The organism is Piscinibacter gummiphilus, assembly GCF_002116905.1.
Classification (GTDB): Bacteria; Pseudomonadota; Gammaproteobacteria; order Burkholderiales; family Burkholderiaceae_C; genus Rhizobacter; species Rhizobacter gummiphilus.
Map to the genome: position 1 here is coordinate 2,809,677 of NZ_CP015118.1, position 17,716 is coordinate 2,827,392.

Annotated in this window: 19 protein-coding genes; 8 read left to right on the plus strand and 11 right to left on the minus strand. The window is 70.6% G+C overall.

Translation table 11 applies throughout. The features are described from left to right. The first annotated feature begins 43 nt into the window (after positions 1 to 43). Both A4W93_RS12545 and A4W93_RS12550 read left to right on the plus strand, forming a co-directional pair. On the plus strand, positions 44 to 1,225 hold the full coding sequence (locus tag A4W93_RS12545) for a sugar ABC transporter permease (RefSeq protein ID WP_085750921.1): 1,182 nt from the start codon (positions 44 to 46) through the stop codon (positions 1,223 to 1,225). Further along, positions 1,225 to 1,989, plus strand: coding sequence for an ATP-binding cassette domain-containing protein (locus A4W93_RS12550; protein WP_085750922.1), 765 nt, complete (start codon positions 1,225 to 1,227; stop codon positions 1,987 to 1,989). The genes A4W93_RS12545 and A4W93_RS12550 overlap by 1 nt, the downstream gene beginning before the upstream one ends. Before the next feature lie 3 nt (positions 1,990 to 1,992). Here the strand turns inward: A4W93_RS12550 and A4W93_RS12555 are convergent, their stop codons facing one another. Further along, a complete protein-coding gene (locus A4W93_RS12555) occupies positions 1,993 to 2,991 on the minus strand; it encodes a glycerophosphodiester phosphodiesterase family protein (RefSeq protein ID WP_157782150.1) in 999 nt (332 codons plus the stop codon). A 143-nt stretch (positions 2,992 to 3,134) separates the two neighbouring features. Between A4W93_RS12555 and A4W93_RS12560 the strand changes: the two genes are divergently transcribed. The 3 genes from A4W93_RS12560 (at position 3,135) to A4W93_RS12570 (ending at position 5,960) form a co-directional block, all read left to right on the plus strand. Beyond that, a complete protein-coding gene (locus A4W93_RS12560; RefSeq protein WP_085750924.1) occupies positions 3,135 to 4,181 on the plus strand; it encodes a threonine aldolase family protein in 1,047 nt (348 codons plus the stop codon). Positions 4,182 to 4,273: 92 nt separating this feature from the next. Continuing rightward, on the plus strand, positions 4,274 to 4,861 hold the full coding sequence (locus tag A4W93_RS12565; protein ID WP_085750925.1) for a TetR family transcriptional regulator: 588 nt from the start codon (positions 4,274 to 4,276) through the stop codon (positions 4,859 to 4,861). A gap of 79 nt (positions 4,862 to 4,940) precedes the next feature. Then, a complete protein-coding gene (locus tag A4W93_RS12570; RefSeq protein WP_085750926.1) occupies positions 4,941 to 5,960 on the plus strand; it encodes an NAD-dependent epimerase/dehydratase family protein in 1,020 nt (339 codons plus the stop codon). Between the two features lie 9 nt (positions 5,961 to 5,969). Here the strand turns inward: A4W93_RS12570 and A4W93_RS12575 are convergent, their stop codons facing one another. Continuing rightward, positions 5,970 to 6,953, minus strand: a complete 984-nt coding sequence (locus A4W93_RS12575; RefSeq protein WP_085750927.1) for an aldo/keto reductase — start codon at positions 6,951 to 6,953, stop codon at positions 5,970 to 5,972. 69 nt (positions 6,954 to 7,022) lie between these two features. Between A4W93_RS12575 and A4W93_RS12580 the strand changes: the two genes are divergently transcribed. From A4W93_RS12580 to A4W93_RS12590, 3 genes are all read left to right on the plus strand, one after another. Continuing rightward, positions 7,023 to 7,430: a MerR family transcriptional regulator gene (locus A4W93_RS12580; protein WP_085750928.1), complete on the plus strand. Its 408-nt coding sequence runs from the start codon at positions 7,023 to 7,025 to the stop codon at positions 7,428 to 7,430. A gap of 72 nt (positions 7,431 to 7,502) precedes the next feature. Then, entirely contained in the window at positions 7,503 to 7,817 is a 315-nt protein-coding gene (locus tag A4W93_RS12585; protein ID WP_085750929.1) for a hypothetical protein, read from the plus strand. Between the two features lie 57 nt (positions 7,818 to 7,874). Then, complete coding sequence (locus A4W93_RS12590; RefSeq protein ID WP_085750930.1) at positions 7,875 to 8,288, plus strand: hypothetical protein; 414 nt, start codon at positions 7,875 to 7,877, stop codon at positions 8,286 to 8,288. A gap of 22 nt (positions 8,289 to 8,310) precedes the next feature. On the opposite strand, the gene A4W93_RS12595 is transcribed toward A4W93_RS12590, so the two are convergent. The 9 genes from A4W93_RS12595 to A4W93_RS12630 all read right to left on the minus strand — a co-directional run bounded on the left by A4W93_RS12595 (position 8,311) and on the right by A4W93_RS12630 (position 17,709). Further along, positions 8,311 to 8,865, minus strand: coding sequence for an OmpA family protein (locus A4W93_RS12595; RefSeq protein WP_085750931.1), 555 nt, complete (start codon positions 8,863 to 8,865; stop codon positions 8,311 to 8,313). A gap of 112 nt (positions 8,866 to 8,977) precedes the next feature. After that, on the minus strand, positions 8,978 to 9,751 hold the full coding sequence (locus A4W93_RS12600) for a PP2C family protein-serine/threonine phosphatase (protein ID WP_085750932.1): 774 nt from the start codon (positions 9,749 to 9,751) through the stop codon (positions 8,978 to 8,980). A 22-nt stretch (positions 9,752 to 9,773) separates the two neighbouring features. Next, complete coding sequence (gene tagH, locus A4W93_RS12605) at positions 9,774 to 11,750, minus strand: type VI secretion system-associated FHA domain protein TagH (RefSeq protein ID WP_085750933.1); 1,977 nt, start codon at positions 11,748 to 11,750, stop codon at positions 9,774 to 9,776. A gap of 108 nt (positions 11,751 to 11,858) precedes the next feature. After that, positions 11,859 to 12,023, minus strand: coding sequence for a hypothetical protein (locus A4W93_RS29640; RefSeq protein WP_157131646.1), 165 nt, complete (start codon positions 12,021 to 12,023; stop codon positions 11,859 to 11,861). 23 nt (positions 12,024 to 12,046) lie between these two features. Then, entirely contained in the window at positions 12,047 to 13,312 is a 1,266-nt protein-coding gene (locus A4W93_RS12610; protein WP_085750934.1) for a TIGR02270 family protein, read from the minus strand. Between the two features lie 38 nt (positions 13,313 to 13,350). Beyond that, positions 13,351 to 14,265, minus strand: a complete 915-nt coding sequence (locus A4W93_RS12615) for a WD40/YVTN/BNR-like repeat-containing protein (RefSeq protein WP_085750935.1) — start codon at positions 14,263 to 14,265, stop codon at positions 13,351 to 13,353. Positions 14,266 to 14,285: 20 nt separating this feature from the next. Then, positions 14,286 to 15,557, minus strand: coding sequence for a PAAR-like domain-containing protein (locus tag A4W93_RS12620; protein WP_085750936.1), 1,272 nt, complete (start codon positions 15,555 to 15,557; stop codon positions 14,286 to 14,288). Beyond that, on the minus strand, positions 15,554 to 16,582 hold the full coding sequence (locus A4W93_RS12625; RefSeq protein WP_085750937.1) for a 3-oxoacyl-ACP synthase: 1,029 nt from the start codon (positions 16,580 to 16,582) through the stop codon (positions 15,554 to 15,556). The genes A4W93_RS12620 and A4W93_RS12625 overlap by 4 nt, the downstream gene beginning before the upstream one ends. A 2-nt stretch (positions 16,583 to 16,584) precedes the next feature. Beyond that, positions 16,585 to 17,709 carry a DUF2169 family type VI secretion system accessory protein gene (locus tag A4W93_RS12630; protein ID WP_085750938.1) on the minus strand — a complete coding sequence of 375 codons (1,125 nt, stop codon included), beginning with the start codon at positions 17,707 to 17,709 and terminating at the stop codon, positions 16,585 to 16,587. Between the last annotated feature and the right edge of the window lie 7 nt (positions 17,710 to 17,716).

Here is a 17,716-nt window from a genome sequence, read left to right on the forward strand (position 1 = left end):
TCGTCCCGCGGCGGACCTCGTCGGTCCGCCGCCCCTCACGCCCATGCTGAACCAACTCCAGATCAGCGCGCTCGACCTGCGCCTGAGCATCATGGCGGCCGTGCTCGTCGCGATGGCCGTCGTGTTCCATGCGCTCAGCGGCTCGTTCCTGACGCCCGAGAACCTCTACAACCTCGCCCAGCAGACGGCCGTGGTGGGCATCGTCGCGACCGCGGTGGCGCTCGTCATCGTGGCCCGGCACATCGACCTGTCGGTGGGCTCGGTGCTCGGGTGCGTCGGCGTGCTGATCGCGTTCCTGCAGTACAGCAAGGGCTGGCACTGGGTGCCCGCGTCGCTCGCGGGGCTCGGCCTCGCGCTGCTCGTCGGGCTCTATCACGGATGGCTCACGGCCTACATCGGCGTGCCGTCGTTCGTCGTCACGCTCGGCGGCCTGATGTCGTTCCGTGGCGCGGCCTTCCTGGTGGCGGACGGCAAGACGCAGCCGGTCACCGATCCCGCGTTCCTCGCGCTGGGTGGCGGCCTGGACGGCGCGCTCGGGCCGGCCTGGAGCTGGGCCCTCGGCGCGGTGCTGGCCGCCGTCATCGTCTGGAACATCGTGGCGCGACGCAGAAGACGCGCCGGCCACGGCTTCGAGATGCGTCCGCTCTGGTTCGACGTGGTGCTGGGCGCGCTGTTCGTCGGCGTCGTGTTCGGCTTCGTCGGCATCACCTGCGCGTACCAGCTGGACGGCAAGCCCGAGGCGCAGGGCATCCCCGTGCCGGTGGTGATCTGGGGCGCGGTGGTGATCGGCATGGCCTTCCTCGTGCGGCGCACGCGCTTCGGCCGTTACGTGTACGCGATCGGCGGCAACCCCGAGGCGGCACTGCTGGTGGGCATCCCGGTCCGCCGCGTGATCCTGAAGCTCTTCCTGCTGCTGGCCGCGCTCGTCACGGTGGCGGCGGTGGTGTCGGTGGCGCGCCTGAACGCCGGCACGAACTCGCTCGGGACGAACATGGAACTGTACGTGATCGCCGCGGCGGTCATCGGCGGCGTGGCGCTGTCGGGCGGCAGCGGCACCGTGCTCGGTTCGGTGCTGGGCGCGCTCGTGATCCAGTTCCTCGAGAGCGGACTGCTGCTGCTCGACGTGAGCATCGGCACCCGCATGGTCATCATCGGGCAGGTGCTCATCGCCGCGGTGGTGTTCGACGTGTTGTACCGCCGCTGGAGCGGCGAACGGATGACCTGATGACCGCAGCCACTCCCCTGGTCGACCTGCGTGGGATCCACAAGGCCTTCGGCGGCGTGCGTGCCGTCGACGACGTGTCGCTGCAGCTTCGCGCCGGCGAGGTGGTGGCCCTGCTGGGCCACAACGGCGCTGGCAAGAGCACGCTGATGAAGATGCTCGCGGGCGCCTACCCCATCGACACCGGCGAGATCCTCGTGAACGGCACGCCGGCCCGCATCGGCAGCCCGTCCGAATCGCAGGCGCTCGGCATCGAGACCATCTACCAGACGCTGGCCCTGGCCGACAACCTCGACAGCGTCGCGAACCTGTTCCTCGGCCGCGAGCTCGTGACCCGCTGGGGCACGATGGACGACGACGCGATGGAGGTGGCCGCGCGCGAGGTGTTCCGCAAGCTCAACCCGAACTTCACGAACATCCGCGTGCCGGTGCGGCTGCTGTCGGGCGGGCAGCGCCAGGTGGTGGCGATCTCGCGGGCGCTGTACTTCAACGCGCGCGTGCTCATCATGGACGAGCCCTGCGCCGCGCTCGGCCCGCACGAACGCTCGATGGTGGCCGACCTCGTGCGGCGGCTGAAGGCCGACGGGGTCGGCATCTTCCTGATCACCCACGACATGTCGGAGGTGTTCGATCTGTCCGACCGCTACGCGGTGATGAAGAACGGCCGCCTCGTGGGCGAGGGCCGGTCGGCCGACACCCACGAGGACGAGTTGCTCGCGCTGGTGATCACCGGCAAGCGGCCGGGGAACGGCCGCGCGCCGGTCTGACGGTCACTTCGCCACGAACGCGTCGCGGGCCAGCACGGCCAGGTCGCTGTAGTTGCTGAACATGCCGTCCATGCCCATGTCGAGGTACTTGCGGTACTCGGCCGGGGCTTTCGTGGCGTCGGCCACGGCGAAGGTCCAGCCGTGCACCTTCAGGCCGGCGGCGTGGGCCTGGTCGATGAACTCCTTCGAGATCGGGTAGCCGGCCGCGTCGTAGTTGATCGCCGGGGCGATGCCATCGGCGAAGCTCTTCACGTCCTCGAACGTCAGCAGCTTGATGCCGGTGCCGCTGATCACGCCCATCTTCGCGACGCCGTTCTCCATCTTGGCCACACCCAGCAGCATCAGCGGCACCTTGATGCCCTGCGCGTTCTGCTTGACCTTGAGGCTGCGCACGGTGGCATCGCTGAACGACTGGATGAACACCTTGCTGCCGGCCGCCGTGTAGCCGCTGGCCTTCAGCGAGGCGAGGATCGCGTCCTCCATCGCCGGGTCTGCCTGCTTGGCCTCGGGGTAGATGCCCACGGACGCGTGCGTCTTCGCGAACGCGAGGAATTCGTCGAACGTGGGCACGCGGTACGGTTCGGCCATCGACGGCGTGAAGCCGGGGTAGGTGGCCGACGCGGTGCCGGCGGGCACCACGGTCAGCGTCTTGATCTCGGCCAGCGTGAAGTCCGAGACCTTGTAGCCGCCATTGCGGGCCGTGAAGAGCGTGGCGACGTTGGTGGTCCGGTTGAGTGTGTCGTCGTGCATCGCGACGAGCTTGCCGTCCTGCGTGAACTGCAGGTCGGGTTCGATGTAGTCGGCCTTCAGCTTGATCGCGAGCTCGTAGCCGCCGAGGGTGTGTTCGGGCAGGTAACCGCTGGCGCCGCGGTGGGCGATCACGAGCGGGGCCGGCGTGGTGGCCACGGGCGTCGTGGTGGCGGGAGTGTCGTCGCCGTCACCGCCGCAGGCGGAGAGGAGGGCGGTGCCGAGGACGAGGGCGAGCAGGGTGGGGTACTTCAAGGGAAGGTCTCTTCTCAGGGAGGAAAGCCCGCGAGGTTAGGCAGTGGTCGTGACCGCGCCGTGACGGTTTTTGGTCAGGACGTGACACCGCACGCGGATTGGGTCACCATCGCGCGGAACCGTTTCCTTCCGAAAGCCACGCCATGCTCGACAACCAGCAACAGTTCGCCAGCGACAACTACGCGGGCATCTGCCCCGAAGCGTGGGCCGCGATGGCCGAGGCCAACGCCGGCCATGCGCCCGCCTATGGCGACGACACCTGGACCCAGAAGGCCTCCGACGCCTTCCGCACGCTGTTCCAGCGCGACTGCGAGGTGTTCTTCGTGTTCAACGGCACCGCCGCGAACTCGCTCGCGCTCGCGTCGCTGTGCCAGTCGTACCACAGCGTGATCTGCGCCTCGACCTCGCACATCGAGACCGACGAGTGCGGCGCCCCCGAGTTCTTCTCCAACGGCTCGAAGCTGCTGGTGGCGCCGTCGGTCGACGGCAAGCTCACGCCCGAGGCCATCCGCACGATCGCCACGCAGCGCAGCGACATCCACTTCCCCAAGCCGCGCGTGGTGACCGTCACGCAGCCCACCGAAACCGGCGTGGTGTACCGGCCCGAGGAACTGCAGGCCATCTCCGACGTGTGCCGCGAGCTGGGCCTCGTGCTGCACATGGACGGCTCGCGCTTCTCGAACGCCTGCGCGGCGCTCGACTGCGAGCCGGCCGACATCACCTGGCGCGTGGGCGTCGACGTGCTCTGCTTCGGCGGCACCAAGAACGGCATGGCCGTGGGCGAGGCCATCCTCTTCTTCAACCGCCCGCAGGCGGAAGACTTCGACTACCGCTGCAAGCAGGCCGGTCAACTCGCCTCGAAGATGCGCTTCCTGTCGGCACCCTGGGTGCGCATGCTGGAGACGGGCGCGTGGCGCGCGCGAGCCGGCCACGCCAACGCGTGCGCCCGCCGCTTGGTCGACCAGATCGCCGACATTCCCGAGCTGCCGCTGATGTTCCCCGCAGACGCCAACGGCGTGTTCCTGAAGATGGCGCCGCCACTCGTGGACGCGCTGCGCGCGAAGGGCTGGAAGTTCTACACCTTCATCGGCGGCGGCGTGAGGCTGATGTTCGCGTGGGACACGCTGCCCGAACGGGTGGACGCGCTGGCGGCGGACCTGAGGGCGGTGGCGGAGGCGTCGCGGGACTGACGGCGCGCCACCGCACCGAGGCAGCCCTTGACCGGCTTCCGTCGAATAATTAATATCCGTCTGGTCGGAAATTAATTGAAACGGAAACACGCGTGGGCCGGACCAGAGTCATCGATCGGGACCTGCTGCTGGATGCCGCAGAGGTGGTGGTCGCCCGCGACGGGGCCGCGAAGCTGACGCTGGAGTCCGTGGCGGCGCAGGCCGGTGTCAGCAAGGCCAGCGTGGTGTACGACCACAAGACCAAACAGGCGCTGATCGGGGCCCTGGTGACCCGGGCCCTCGAGCGCGACAACGCCTTCAACCACGCCGCTGCCGAGCAGCTCGGCGACGTCGATGCACGAGTCGTTCGTGGCCGCATCGTCGCGGCGGCCGATCCTTTGCCACCCCAGCAGCGTGCGGTCGCGCTGACGCTGTGCGCGGCGCTGGCGCAGGACGTTTCCCTGCGCCAGGCCATGCAGGCCAACCAGGCGGCGGTCATCGATGCACTGCAGCGCGACGCCGCGGAGCCCCGCAACGCGTTGCTCGCCTACCTGGCGCTCGAGGGCCTGAAGCTGCTCGAGAGCCTCGACTTCCATACCTTCCCGACAGCGGAGAGAGACCGCCTGCTGCGGGAGATCGGCGGGCTGGTGGATGGCATGCCGCCGGCCCCCGCGCAGGCATCGGCCAAGCGCCGGCGCTGACTCCCCTCCGCGTTTTCTTCCCTGCCGGACGACGGGTCGCCCGACACGTCCGCGCCTTTCCACGCCCATTCCGGTTTCCATGAACAACAGCACGTCCTCGCTTTCTTCCGCTGCATCGCTTCCAGCCCGTCTGTTCCTGACCGGGGGCAGCGGGTACGTCGGCCGCAACCTGATCCGGCATTTCACCGCACTTGGCGTCGACGTCCGCGCGCTGGTGCGCAGTGCCGAGGCACGCCGGGTCGTCGAGGCTGCGGGCGCCCGTGCCGTCGAAGGCGACCTGTTCTCGCCGGACCTGCGGGCCGGCATGGCCGGATGCCCGGCGCTGGTCCATGCGGCGGCCGACACCCGGCACGGCCTGCCTTCGGCCGCCCAGCACCGGACGAACGTCGACGGCACGCGGCACGTGCTCGTCGCGGCGCGCGAGGCGGGCATTCGGCGCGTGGTGCACCTGAGCACGGAGTCGGTTTTGCTGGATGGCGGGGCGCTCGTGCAGGCGCGTGAGGAGTCCGTACCTCCGCGGCGTCCGGTGGGAGGCTACTCCGCCAGCAAGGCGGAAGCGGAGCGCATCGCCCTCGCGATGAGCGGCGAGGGGTTCGACGTGGTCGCGGTCCGTCCCCGCTTCGTCTGGGGTCGTGACGACACCACGGCCTTGCCGCAGTTGCTGGACGCGGTCGATGGGGGCAGGTTCGCCTGGATCGATGGCGGGCGCTACCGGACGTCGACGACCCACGTTGCCAACCTGGCCCACGGCATCGAGCGCGCGTTGCTCGCGGGCGTGCCGGGCGAGTCGTACTTCATCACCGATGCCGACGACGTGGAGTTCCGTGCCTTCGTCGGGGCGATGCTGGCCACGCAGGGACGGACGGTGCCGGACAAGGTGGTGCCGGGCTGGCTGGTGCGAGGGATCGCCGCTGCGGGCGAGGGGGTGGCGCGGCTGACCGGGGGGCGGTGGCAGCCGCCCGTCACCCGGCAGGTGCTCGCGACCTCGGCGGTCGAGGTGACCCTCGACATCGGCAAGGCCCGCCGGGAACTGGGCTATGCGCCACCGGTCAGCCGGGAGCAGGGACTGCTGGAACTCCAGTCTGCCCGCGCCGGCTGATCCGTGCGATCAGATCGCCACGCCCTGCACCGACTCTGCAAGGGGCTCGAGGGCGGCCATCGTGTCGGCATCGAGCCGGATCGCGGTCGCCGCCACGTTCTCCTCCAGTCGAGTGCGTCGGCGGGTGCCGGGGATCGGCACGATGGTGGCGTGCATCTGCGCCGCCTTCTGTTGGAGCCAGGCGAGCGCCAGCTGCGCACTGCTGACGCCTCGGGCGGTGGCCATGGCGTCGAGTGCAGCCACGAGCCGCGCGTTCGCGGCGCGGTTCCCGGGCTGGAAGCGCGGGAAATGCTGTCGGCTGTCGTCGGGCGACAGCGTGGTGGAGAACGCCTGGCCGGTCAGCAGGCCCCGGCCCAGCGGGGCGTAGGGGACCAGGGTCACGCCGAGCGACACGGCCGTTGGAACGACCTCGTCTTCGATGTGCCGGCTGAACACCGACCATTCCGACTGCAGCGCCGCGATCGGGTGGATGGCGTGGGCCTCGCGCAGTTCCGTCGCGCTGACCTCGCACAAGCCCAGCGCCCGAACCTTGCCCGCCGCGACCAGCTCGGCCATCGCACCGACCGACTCCTGGAGCGGAACGTCCGGTGCGCGCCGGTGCATGTAGTACAGGTCGATCACGTCGACACCCAGGCGCTGCAGGGAGCGGTCAACGGCGGCACGGATGTACTCCGGGCGGTTGCAGAGGCTCCAGTCGTCGGGATGCTCCGGCGTGCGGGTGTAGCCGAACTTGGTGGCGATCACCACGCGGTCGCGGTTCGCTCGGACGAAGGGTGCGAGGAACGATTCGTTGGCGCCGAGGCCATACATGTCGGCGGTGTCGAACAGGGTGACGCCGAGGGACAGCGCCCGCGCCAGTGTCGCGCTCGCCTCGGCGGTGTCCGTGACACCGTAGAACTCGCTCATGCCCATGCAGCCGAGGCCTTGGCTGCCCACCCAGGGGCCGTCCTTGCCCAGGCGGGTTCGTGTCAGTTCGAAAGAGGGGTTCTGCATCCGATGGACTCCTGTCTTGAAAGTCCACGGTTATAAGTACGCAGTGCGCTACAGGGTCAAGGGGGCCAGATGTTGATGTCCGAGTTTGCCCGGGCCACCGGGCTGTCGCCGGAGACGGTTCGTTTCTATGTCGGCCGCGGGCTGCTCAGGCCGAGCCGCAGCGCTGTCGGGGGCTCCAATCCCTACCAGGTGTTTTCGGCCGACGACGTGACGACGGCGAGGATGATCCTGCTGCAGAAATCGCTGGGCTATTCGCTGGCCGAGATCGCCGAACTCAACGAGGCGTACCGGTCCGGGGCACGCTCCGCCGCACGCACGGCGGAAGTGCTCCGCGCGCAGATCCGCAAGCTGGAGGGCCGGCGTACCGAGCTGGACACCGCGCTGGATTTCCTTCGAGAGAAGCTGGCCTGGACGGAGGCCGGGAAGCGGGGCAAGGCGCCACGGCTCGGATCGCTCGACGGCCACTGTCCGGACTGAGCTCCCGGGGCAGGCCGCCCGCAGTGGTTACGATGCGGGGTGCACCGTCGTGCGTCACCCGGAGTCCGAACCATGTCCACCTACGAAAATGCCACCGTCGTCCGCGAGCGCATCATCGTCCATGGCCACCCGGGTGAACTGCACATCCGCCTGTTGCACGGCGAGAACGGGGACGCCGGGCGCAAGTGCATCCATCGCATCCAGATGGGGCCGGGCGGGCGGCTGCAGTCCGACATCGTGTACCTCTACGACACCACGGTGCCGGCCGAGAAGGTGGAACTCGACTTCGAGGTGCTGGCCCGCGGTGGCCTGGTCTCGGTCGGGCAACTGCACCACACCGAATTCATGCTGAACCGTGGCGTGCGCCACGCGCGTTCGCAGGGCTGACCGGCTCACGCGATGCGCCGCGGGTAAAGTACCGCGGGTCGAACAGGCCGGAGGCCCATGAAGAAGAACAGGCAATGGACCGCGGCGGGTGCCGCGGTGATGGCGGCAGCGCTGTCGGGGTGTGTCACCGTGGAGGTGCCCAACGTCGTGTCGGACACGGCCAAGGTGGGGAAGGACGTGTACCAGGCGTACCGGGCTTCGAAATCGGACGCGCCGAAAGCGGCGTCCGCTGCGGCCACACCTGCGTCCGCCGTCGCGGTGCCGGCGCCCGCCGAGTTCGTGCAGAACACCTATGTGGGGCGCGACGACCAGACGATCGCCGAGATCAAGCGGCGGTGTGTGGAGGAGGCCGGTGCCAAGCTCGAAGCGCTGGCGGGCCGGCCCGCGGGCTACACCGTGGTGGAGAACACGGTGGTGACCATCCAGCAGGCCACGGTGGCGAACTGCCGGCTGGTGGTGACGCGCGGCTGAACGCCGCCGCGCGCGAGGACGCTCAGCGCAGGTTCGTGACGATGGTGACGCGCCGGTTCTCCGGCGCGGACGGCACCTTGCGGTTCAGCAGGTCGCGGTCGCCGCGGCCTTCGGCCTTCAGGCGTTCGGCGGCGATGCCGTGGGTGTTGATCAGGTACTCGCGCACGCTGTCGGCGCGCTGCTGCGACAGCGTGAGGTTGCCGTCGGCGTCGCCGCGCGGGTCGGCGTGGCCTTCGACGTTGAAGTTGTACTCGGCGAGGCGGTCGTTCTTCAACGCGGCGGCCACCACGTCGAGCTGCTTCTTGGCGGGCGCGGTGAGTTCGGCCGAGTTGGTCTCGAACGTGATCAGCAGCGACGCACTCGGCTTGCGTGCGGGCACGGTGGGTGCGCCGTCGCGCGTGACCTTCAGGCTCCGGGTGACCACGGGTTCGGGGTCGGGCGTGAGCGCGTCGACCAGGTTGGTCTCGGTGACCTTGTTGCCACGCAGCACCTGTTCGCCGGCCGGGGTCTCGGCGGCGGCCGTCGCGGCGCACAGGACCAGCGCCAGCGCGATCACGGAAGAGGGGGAACGGTTCATGATGGATGCCTCCAGAAAGCTGCCGGGCGCGTCGAGGCCCCGTGCAAAGGGAGATTGTCGCCTGCCTGCGGTGCATGGCGCGTGACACCGGCGATCATCGGGTGAAACCGCATCACAGCGGCACCCCCACTCGGGTGGTCTCGGCCGGATCGCCGATCCAGACCGCGATGGCGCTGTAGTTGTCCTGGCCCTTGAGCCGGGCCTGCTGCACGTCCTCGGCCATCAGGTCGAGCCAGTGCTGCGGCGACCGGGCGCTCGCGAACGCGGTCTCGATGTCGTGCGGCTCGAAGTGGTCCCACCAGCCGTCGGAACACAGCAGGAAGGCATCGCCGTCGGCGATGGGCACGAAGGTCTCGACCGTGTTGGGCTCGACGGCCTCGACCGTGCCCATGGCGCTCAGCAGCTGGTTCTTGCGCGGGTGGTCGCGGGCCTCCGCACGCGACAGGTAGCCGGCGTGCACCATGCGCTGCACGACGCTGTCGTCGTCGGTGACGTCGCACACCTGGCCGTGTCGCAGGTGGTAGAGGCGCGAGTCGCCCACGTGGGTCCACAGGGCCTGGGCGCGGCGGGTGTCGATCCACAGCGCCACCAGGGTGGCGTGCATGCGCTCGTGCCCCTTGCGGCCTTGCTGCTGGTCGCCGAGGGCGGCGTGGGTGTCGGTCACCAGGTGGGTGAGGTAGTCGGGCGAGGCGTGGGGCGCCGACTGCAGCCCGTGCGCGACCAGGCGCACGACGAGGTCGGACGCGATGGCGCCGCCCCGGTGGCCTCCCGCGCCGTCGGACAGCACGGCGTACCAGAACGAGCCCGCACGCCCGTGGCGCAGGTCGTCCTCGTTGTGGGCGCGGTCCCCGACTTCGCTTCGCGAAGCGATCTCGACATGCAGCATCAGCGGTCCTGGTGAAGGCTTCTCAGACGTCCGGGTGGCGGGCGCTGTCGAGCCGGTCGAGCTGGTCTTCGTAGGCACGCACGAAGGCCTTGCCGAACAGTTCGTGGAAGTCTTCCTCGGCGTCGCCCTGGATGCGCTTGAAGTGCTGCAGGTACAGCTCCCAGAGCTTCGCGCGGCGGTTCATCGGGAGCAGCGTGTCCATCATGCCGCCGGCGCCCAGCTTGTTCTCGAGCTGGGCCGGCTCGAAGCGGGACAGCACCCCCTCGAGCGCGGCCCGCATGCCGGCCATGGTGCCGATGGCGTGGCCCAGCAGGTCGTCCATCACGTCGTTCACCGCCTGCGGGCCGACCATGAAGCCGCGCATCGGCGGCTGCAGCAGCTGCTCGATGGCCGCGCCGGCGTCGGGCGAGAACTTCAGCGGGTTGTTGTTGCGCGACTGGATGGTGGTGACCTGGGCGCGCAGCTCCTGCTTCGCGGCCGCACGCACGGCCACGAGCTTGAGCGTGCCGTCGACCGAATGCCGCAGCACCTGGCCGATCATGCGCATCTGCTCGGGGTTCAGGCCCTGCGGCAGTTTCATCTGGATGCCGGCGCCTTCGCAGAACGCGGCCCACAGCGCATCGGGGGCCGCGGCGGGGCCGGCGGCCACCGGTGCGACGGGCGCGGACGGCGGCAGGGACGTGGGCATGCGCGCGTGCGCGGGCGGCGTGGGTGCGACGAGCGGGGTCAGCGGCATCGGGGCCGAGATCTCGGGGTCGTCGTCGTCACCGGGCAGCGGGCGCGACACCCGCATGGCCGGCATCGTGGTTTCGGCCAGCTCCGGCGGGAACGGCGGACGGCGCGGGGGCGCGGCGCCACCGGCCGGGGACACCGGGCGCGGGGCCGGGGCGGGTGGCGGGATGCCCGGGCGCGGCGGCGGTGCGTCGCGGCCGATGGGGCGCATGCCGGGGATGGTGCCGGGTTCGTCCTTCACCGCGGGCGGACGGTAGGCCCCCTTCAGCTCGGGCGTGTGGTCGGGCGCGGCGGAGCGGGCCGGCGGCGGCGGGGCGGCCGGCGTGTTGAACATCGCCAGCGGATCCTGCGACGGGGCGCTGCCGCCGGGGGCCGCGGCGGGCGACAGGAAGTCGGCCAGCGGGTCCTTGCCGGCCGAGGGCGACTTGCCGAGGCCGAACATGTCGTCGAGGCTGTTGCCCGGCGCGGGACTCGGGCTGCCGAAGAGGTCGCCGAACGCGGAGTCCGGGATGTGGGCGGACGGGGCGGGCGAGGGCGACGGCGTGCCGCCCATGAAGCCGCCGACGCCGGCGCCACCGGCGGGCGGGGGCGGCGTGAGGTCGGCGAACGGGTCGAAGTCGTCGGGCAGGCGGGCCGACGGCGCCGCGGGCACGGGGGCCGCGTAGGCGGGGGGCGTGGGCGAGGCCATGGGCGCCGGCGCCGGCGCGGGCGTGGCCGGGCCGAGCAGGTCGGCGAACGGGTCGCTCGGCGAAGCGGCGGCGGGTGGCGCGCCGAAGAGGTCGGCGAACGGGTCCGCCGTGGGCGACGCGGTGGGCGGGGCGGGCATCGGCACGGGGGCCGGGGCCGGTCGCGGCGCGGGACGCGGCTGGGGCGGATTCGTGCGCGATTCGCCGGCCGACGAGCGGATCACGGTGCGGCCGTCGACTGCAGGCGGGCGCGACTGGGTGGGGACGTTGAACGTGACCCGCATGGCGTAGGCGCCGATCACGAGTTCGTCGCCCTCGTTGACCGCGGAGCCCTCGCCGGGCGCGATCGGGCGGCCGTTCACGAGGATGGCGTTGGCGCTGCCGACGTTGCGGATGGAGAACGCACCATTGCTGAACCACACCTCGGCGTGGAGGCGCGAGATGTGGCGTTCGGGGTCCGGGAGCGCGAGCGTGTTGGTGTCCGACCGGCCGATGGTGCCGCCGCGTTCGTCGAATCGCCCGGTGATGGGCTGCGAGAGCGGCTCGTTCTTCAGGGTGTGAGCTTGGATCACCAGGTTCATGAGAGGCTCCGAATACCGGGGGGCGCGATCTGTTCTGTCGCACTCGCCCGAGGTTCGTTTATCCCGGCAAACGCCGCTCCCGGCAATCAACGAAAGTCATACCGCGACTCAGGGTGTGAAATGCAGCCAGAGTGCCACGGCCGAGAAGATGCCGCCGAGCAACAGCCAGGTGCGCCCCTGGGGATGGAAGCCTCCGGCCCGCACGCAGCGGACGATGCCGAGCACGAGGAACAGCGGGCCGAGGATCGCGAAGAGGGTGGGGACGTGGAGCATGGGCAAGGGGGGGCTGGGAGGTGTCAGGCGCCGGACAGGTCGGCGACGAGCCGCTGCTGGCGCCACGCGGGCGCGGCGGTGTTGAACCGCGGCGAGCCGGGCTGGAGCAGCGTGAGGAGTTCCGCCGCGTGCACGCGCTGCCGCTGGAAGCCGTCGCGCAGCACGTCGAGCGCGTGCCGCCGCGTGGCCGGCGCACCGACGAAGTGGGGTGTGCCGGCCGCGAAACGCGCGGCGTGGGTGGACCACCACGCCGCGATGCGTTCCGGCACCGGCCAGGGCAGGCTTTCGTCCTCGTCGAGGGACACGTCGGCGTCCTCGGGGTCGTCGTCGGGACCGGCAAACCCTTCCGGCGCATGGCCGTCGAGGTCGAGCGCGGCCAGGTCGGCGCCGGTGATCGACGAGAACGATTCGCCAGCGAGGCGTGCAAGTTCGGGGACGGCCATCTGCCGGATGAGCCACGGCACGTAGAACGGGTCGCCGCAGAGGCCGGCGCAGCGCACCAGCAGCCGCTGCGAGGCCGGGTCGCCGCTCAGCGCCTTGAGGAGCGCGTGGACGTCGGCCGAGGCGGCCACCTTCACCCAGCACGACAGTGCCGGCTCCCGCCAGGGGCCGGGCGCGGTGGCCAGCGTGCGCAGGGCGTCGAGGGTCGCCTGGCGGTCGCCGAGCCGCAGCGCGGCCCGCGCGGCCTCGAAGCGCACGCGCTCGTCCGGATCGGCGAGCGCGCGCAGCGCGGCCGGCAGCAGGTCGGTGCGGCCGAGCGCGCCGGCCGTGCGCCAGGCCGTGGCGCGCAGGCCGGGGTCGACGTCCGAAGTGGCCAGGTCGAGCAGGCCGCCCGGGTTCACGCCATGGCGCCGGCACGCCTCCAGCCCCGTCGCGCGGCGCATCGGCACGTGCGAATCGAGCAGGGGCTTGGTGATGCCGCGCAGCTGCGCGGCCGGCACCCAGCCGAAGGCGGCATCGAGCGCGTCGCGCGTGCCCGGCTCGGCTTCGGCCAGCGACAGCAGCCGCTCCAGGAAGGCCATGTCCCGCTGGCCCAGCGCCTGCACCGTGGCCGTGAACACCTCGCCGGGGAAGGGGGACGAGAGGGCCTCCTCGCAAAAGCGGGTGCCGGCCGGCCCGGCGATCGACAGCCCGTCGACGTGGGCGCGCAGGCGTTCGTCGAGGCGGGCGAGCTGGTGCAGGCGCGCGTGAGGCGCGTCGAGCAGCACGGCCCGCTGGCCGTACAAGGTGGCGGCCATGTCCTGATGCTGCATCACCACGGCGGGGATCACGGGTGTCTCGGGAGGCATGGGTCGGTGAGGGAAAGGTCGGGCGCGTTCACGCGGGCTCAGGTGTTGTCGGGGTGGATGATTTCCTTCCACGACTGGCCGTCGAAGACCAGGATGTCGGCGCGGCCGACGGCCCACAGCAGGCCGTCCTTCGCGTGCAGCCGGTGCACGGTGAATTCGCGGCCGAGTCCGGTGTCGACCGGGCGGACGGTATCGCCGTCGAGCCAGGCCAGCACGTCGCTGCCGGCGAGCCAGGTCTTCCCGCCGAACACCTCGATGCTGTACCAGTTCCCGGTGAAGGACGGGTCGGCGATGAGCTGCCACGCGTTGAAGCGGCCGTGCAGGATCACGCCCTTGTCCCCCGCGATCCAGACCTCGTCGGCGGACACGCACCGCACCGCGCCGAGGTGCACGGTGGTGGGGCTGTCGTCCTGCTGCCAGGCCTGGCCGTCGTGGAACCAGATCTCGCCTTTCCAGCCCACGGCGTAGACGTGGCGCGCATCGACGCCGTCGAGGTCGAAGAAGCCGGTGCCGGTGTCGCGCGTCAGGATGTCGTCGGCGATGGACGTCCAGCCGGCGCCGTCCTGGCGGTACACCTGCCGGCCATAGCCGCAGACGAACAGATCCCCGTCGATGTTCTTGATGGCCTCGACGTAGCCGAGGGTGGGCTGGAAGTTCAAGCCGGCCCCCGGGATCTGCTCGACCCTCACCTGGCCGCCGCTGATGTGCGCCACCTCCCCGTTCTTGCCCAGCACCCACCAGCCGCGCCGGGCGGGGTCGTCCGATGTGCGGTGGGTGATCGACTTGCACTGGAACTCGAGGTCGTGCGTGCCCCACGTGCCGTCGAGGTAGCCGTACATGCGGCAGAACATCGCCTTCGGGTCGAGCATGTCGGGGAACGAGAGCAGGCCGAGCAGGCCCTTGCGGCCGGAGTAGCCGGTGAGGAAGGTGACGGCGGTGGAGGTGGATGGCATGGGGATCTGCGGGAGAAAGGTCAATCGGGCGCCGGACCGCTGACGCGGGACTTCGGCACGAAGCCGGGCGGCGTGCGGTTGCCGCCGGAGTCGGCGCGCAACATCAGCTTGTCGGACTTGCCGGGTCCCACGTCGAGGCCCATCTGCTTGTGGGCGGCCTCGCTCTGGGCCTTCAGGCAGCCCTTGTCGCACTGGGTCACCTGGGACACGGCCTCGCTGCCGGCGTCGTTCGCTTCCTCGAAGCTCCACGAGCCGGCGCTCTTCTTCTCGACGGGAACCCCCGCCTTCATCTTCTGCTTGCCGCCGGGCGTGAGCGCCGGCGACTTGTCCATCTTGTTGTCCTCGAGCACGTCGACGATGGCATGGATGCGGCCGTGCTGCATCAGCTGCCCGTCCGCCTGCTTCTCGCTCTTGGTGCCGCCGCTCACGCAGATGCAGGGCGCCTTCATGTCGTCGTAGTTGTCGGTGCCGGGGTAGCGGTCGCCGGAGCCGCTCTTGCGTTCGCCGGACGGCAGGAAGCAGTGGGCGGGCACGATGTGGTGCGGGGTCTTGTCGGCGCAGCAGCCGAAGTCGAACGGCACGAGGCTGCAGTCGAACTGGTCCTTGCAGTCGTCGTCGTCGCACATCTTCGACGTGGCGCCGGACTTGTTGTAGAACGCGTTCTGGCCCGCATCGGCCTTGATCACCGCGTCCCAGTCGACGAGGCTGTCGTCCTTCAACGCGGCCGCCTGCGTCGCGCCCGGCTTGCGGTGGTCCTTGCGGGTCTGCTGCGTGGTGTTCGCCTTGACGTGTTTCTCCACGCAGTCCTGGGTCTTCTTCGCCTGGTCCTGGCAGGCCTGCGTGGCGGTGCTCATCGCCATTGCATCGAGGTGGACCCACGGGGGCGTGTTGGGGCCCTGCGACGCGTGGTTGTGTGTGGTCAGGTCGAGGTGCCGCACCACGTTCTCGCCCTCCACCTTCACGTCCATCGACCACATGGTGAAGTACACCTTCCCCATGATCTTGCTCGTGACCACGCCCTTCTTCGGCGCCGAGCCCGCCTCGTCGCCCGTGCTCTTCTTGAAGTACGACTTGTTCTTCAGCATCACCTCCTTGCCACTGATCTTGACCGTGGTGGAGCCGTCGCTGGTGTCGCTGGCCATCCCCGTGTTGGGGTAGGGGATGGGCACGCCGGGCGGGGTGGCGGGGGTGAGGGGCGGCGTGAAGCACACGTCCGGGAAGGCGCAGATGGACTTGCCCGCCGCGGCCTTGCACGAGACCTCCATGTTGTTGGCGTAGACCTGGTTGCTCATGGCGCCCCCGCGAATCGCAGCACGGCCGCGGCGCGCTGGCCGCGGTCGCCGGTGAACTGCGCGATGACGTTCGGCCCGGGGGCGTAGCGCTTGCGGCACGCCGCGTCGGCCACCACGAGCGTGGCGATGCCCGCCGCGCTGCCGGTTTCGCCGAGGGACTCGGCCGGATGCCAGAGGTCGAAGTCGGCCTTGCGGCGGCGCAGCGTGCGCGACAGCGCGAGCGCGGCTTCCTTGAAGTAGTACTGCTCCCCGGAAATGTCCGTGATGCGGAAGTCGAGATCGTGCATGTCGCAGCCTGCCGCGGCGAGGGCGTCGGTGATGGCGCGTGTCAGGCCGTCGGCCCGCAGCGGTTCGCCGGAGTCGATGGCGGCACGCTCCACGCCGAAGCCCACGCCGGTGCAGCGCAGTTCCGCCTGCGGTCCGGGGGCGCGCAGCAGCACGGCTGCGCCGCCCTCGCCGGGCATGAAACCGTTGGAGTTGTAGGCCGTCAGCAGGCGATCGGCCTCGTTGAAATGGCGCATCGCCGGCGCGGTGAGCAGGCTGTCGGCCGCGACCACCAGCACCTCGGGACAGGCGGGGTCGGCCAGCAGCCGCGACGCGTGGGCCAGCGCGATGGCGGCACCCACACGGCCATGGGCCACGACGGCCGAAGCCTCGGCGAACTTCATGCCGAGCAGGTCCTGCACGGCCTCCAGCAGGTGGGTGTCGAGGTCGGGCGGGCGGCCGGGCCGCTCGGGTTCGGCCACGCACAGCAGCACGGGCAGGCGAGACCACGCCGCGCGCGGCGTGTCGCGCAGGCAGTCCCCGATGGCGCGGGCGGCGAGGTGGGCGAGCCGGGTGAGGCCGCGCCAGGGGGCGCCGAGCGGCACCTCGTGGCCCACGATCCAGTTGCCCGCGTTGTCGGCGAATCGGGTCTCGTGAGGGTTCGTGAGTTTCGCCCGCAAGGCGGCGCACGAGGCCTCCGCGCTGAGGCCGACACTGGAGACGAGGCCCGTGCGGTGCACGGCGAGGGGAGGGAACGCCATGCTCACGCGCCCTCCCGGGTGGCGGCGGGTTCCATCGGCACCATGATGACCGGGATGGGGAAGGCGACCTTGTCGCGCTGCTGCCACCACTCCCGGCCCTTCTTGCCCACCAGGATCTGCGACACCTCGAACATGTTCTTCTTCAGCGGGCGGGTGACCCGCCACGTGAGGGTGAAGCGCTGGTGGTCGGGTTCGATCAGCACGGTGTCCAGCACGGCCGTGTGGTCCTCCCGTTCGCCGCGTTTCGGGAAGACGTGCACCGGCGCCACGAGCGGCGGGATGGTGAAGCGCGTCAGGCCCTCCGGGGTGAGGTTGGACAGCACCACCTCGACGGGCCCGTCCTGGAACAGGGACTTCGGCACCTGCTGGTCTTCCGGCGCGGCCTGGTAGTGGCGTTCGTCGAAGTCGGGCGGCAGGAACGGGAAGTGTTCGTCGCGCCAGGCCTCGTCGTAGGTGCCGGCCAGCGCGGCGCGCGGGCTCCAGCCGCGGCCGACCGGACCGAACGACATGGGCCGGTAGTCGCCGTCGGGATCGGTCACGCCGCGCCCCGATTCCTCGGTGAGCGGCAGCGGCTGGCCGTTGACCCATTCCTTCTGGAGGTGCTTGTGGAAGCCCCGCCCCGCAGGGTTCGCCATGAAGGCGGCGTGTTGCGCGGGGTCGTCGTGGCGCAGGTCGGTGCCGCCGTAGGCCACGTCGTACGAGATGGGCTGCGAGACGAACGGCTGCGGCGCGGTGGCCCGGAGTGTCGCGACGCCGCAGTCCCAGTGCCGGGGCCCCACGACGGAGAAGCTCTTGCTCCACGGCCCCACCCGCACGCCCACGTCCACGCGCGGTGCGGGCCGGCCGTACGGGGCGTAGGCGGTGCCGAGCAGCAGGATGTCGCACCGGGGCTTACGCGGCGCGAAGTCGGCCTCGAGGACGGGCGACGAGCGGCCGGGCTCGCCGGTGAAGGTGTCGGCCATCACCAACGGCATCTGCTGCTCGTGGAGCGCGAAATGCCCGGCGGGTTCGTCGGGCCGCGGAAAGCGGAAGGTGCCCTTGACCACGACCACGAGCAGCTCGCGGCCGCTCGGCTCCAGGCCCATGTTGTAGCCCGCGACCATGCGGGTGGCGTTGATCAATTGCATGAGACGG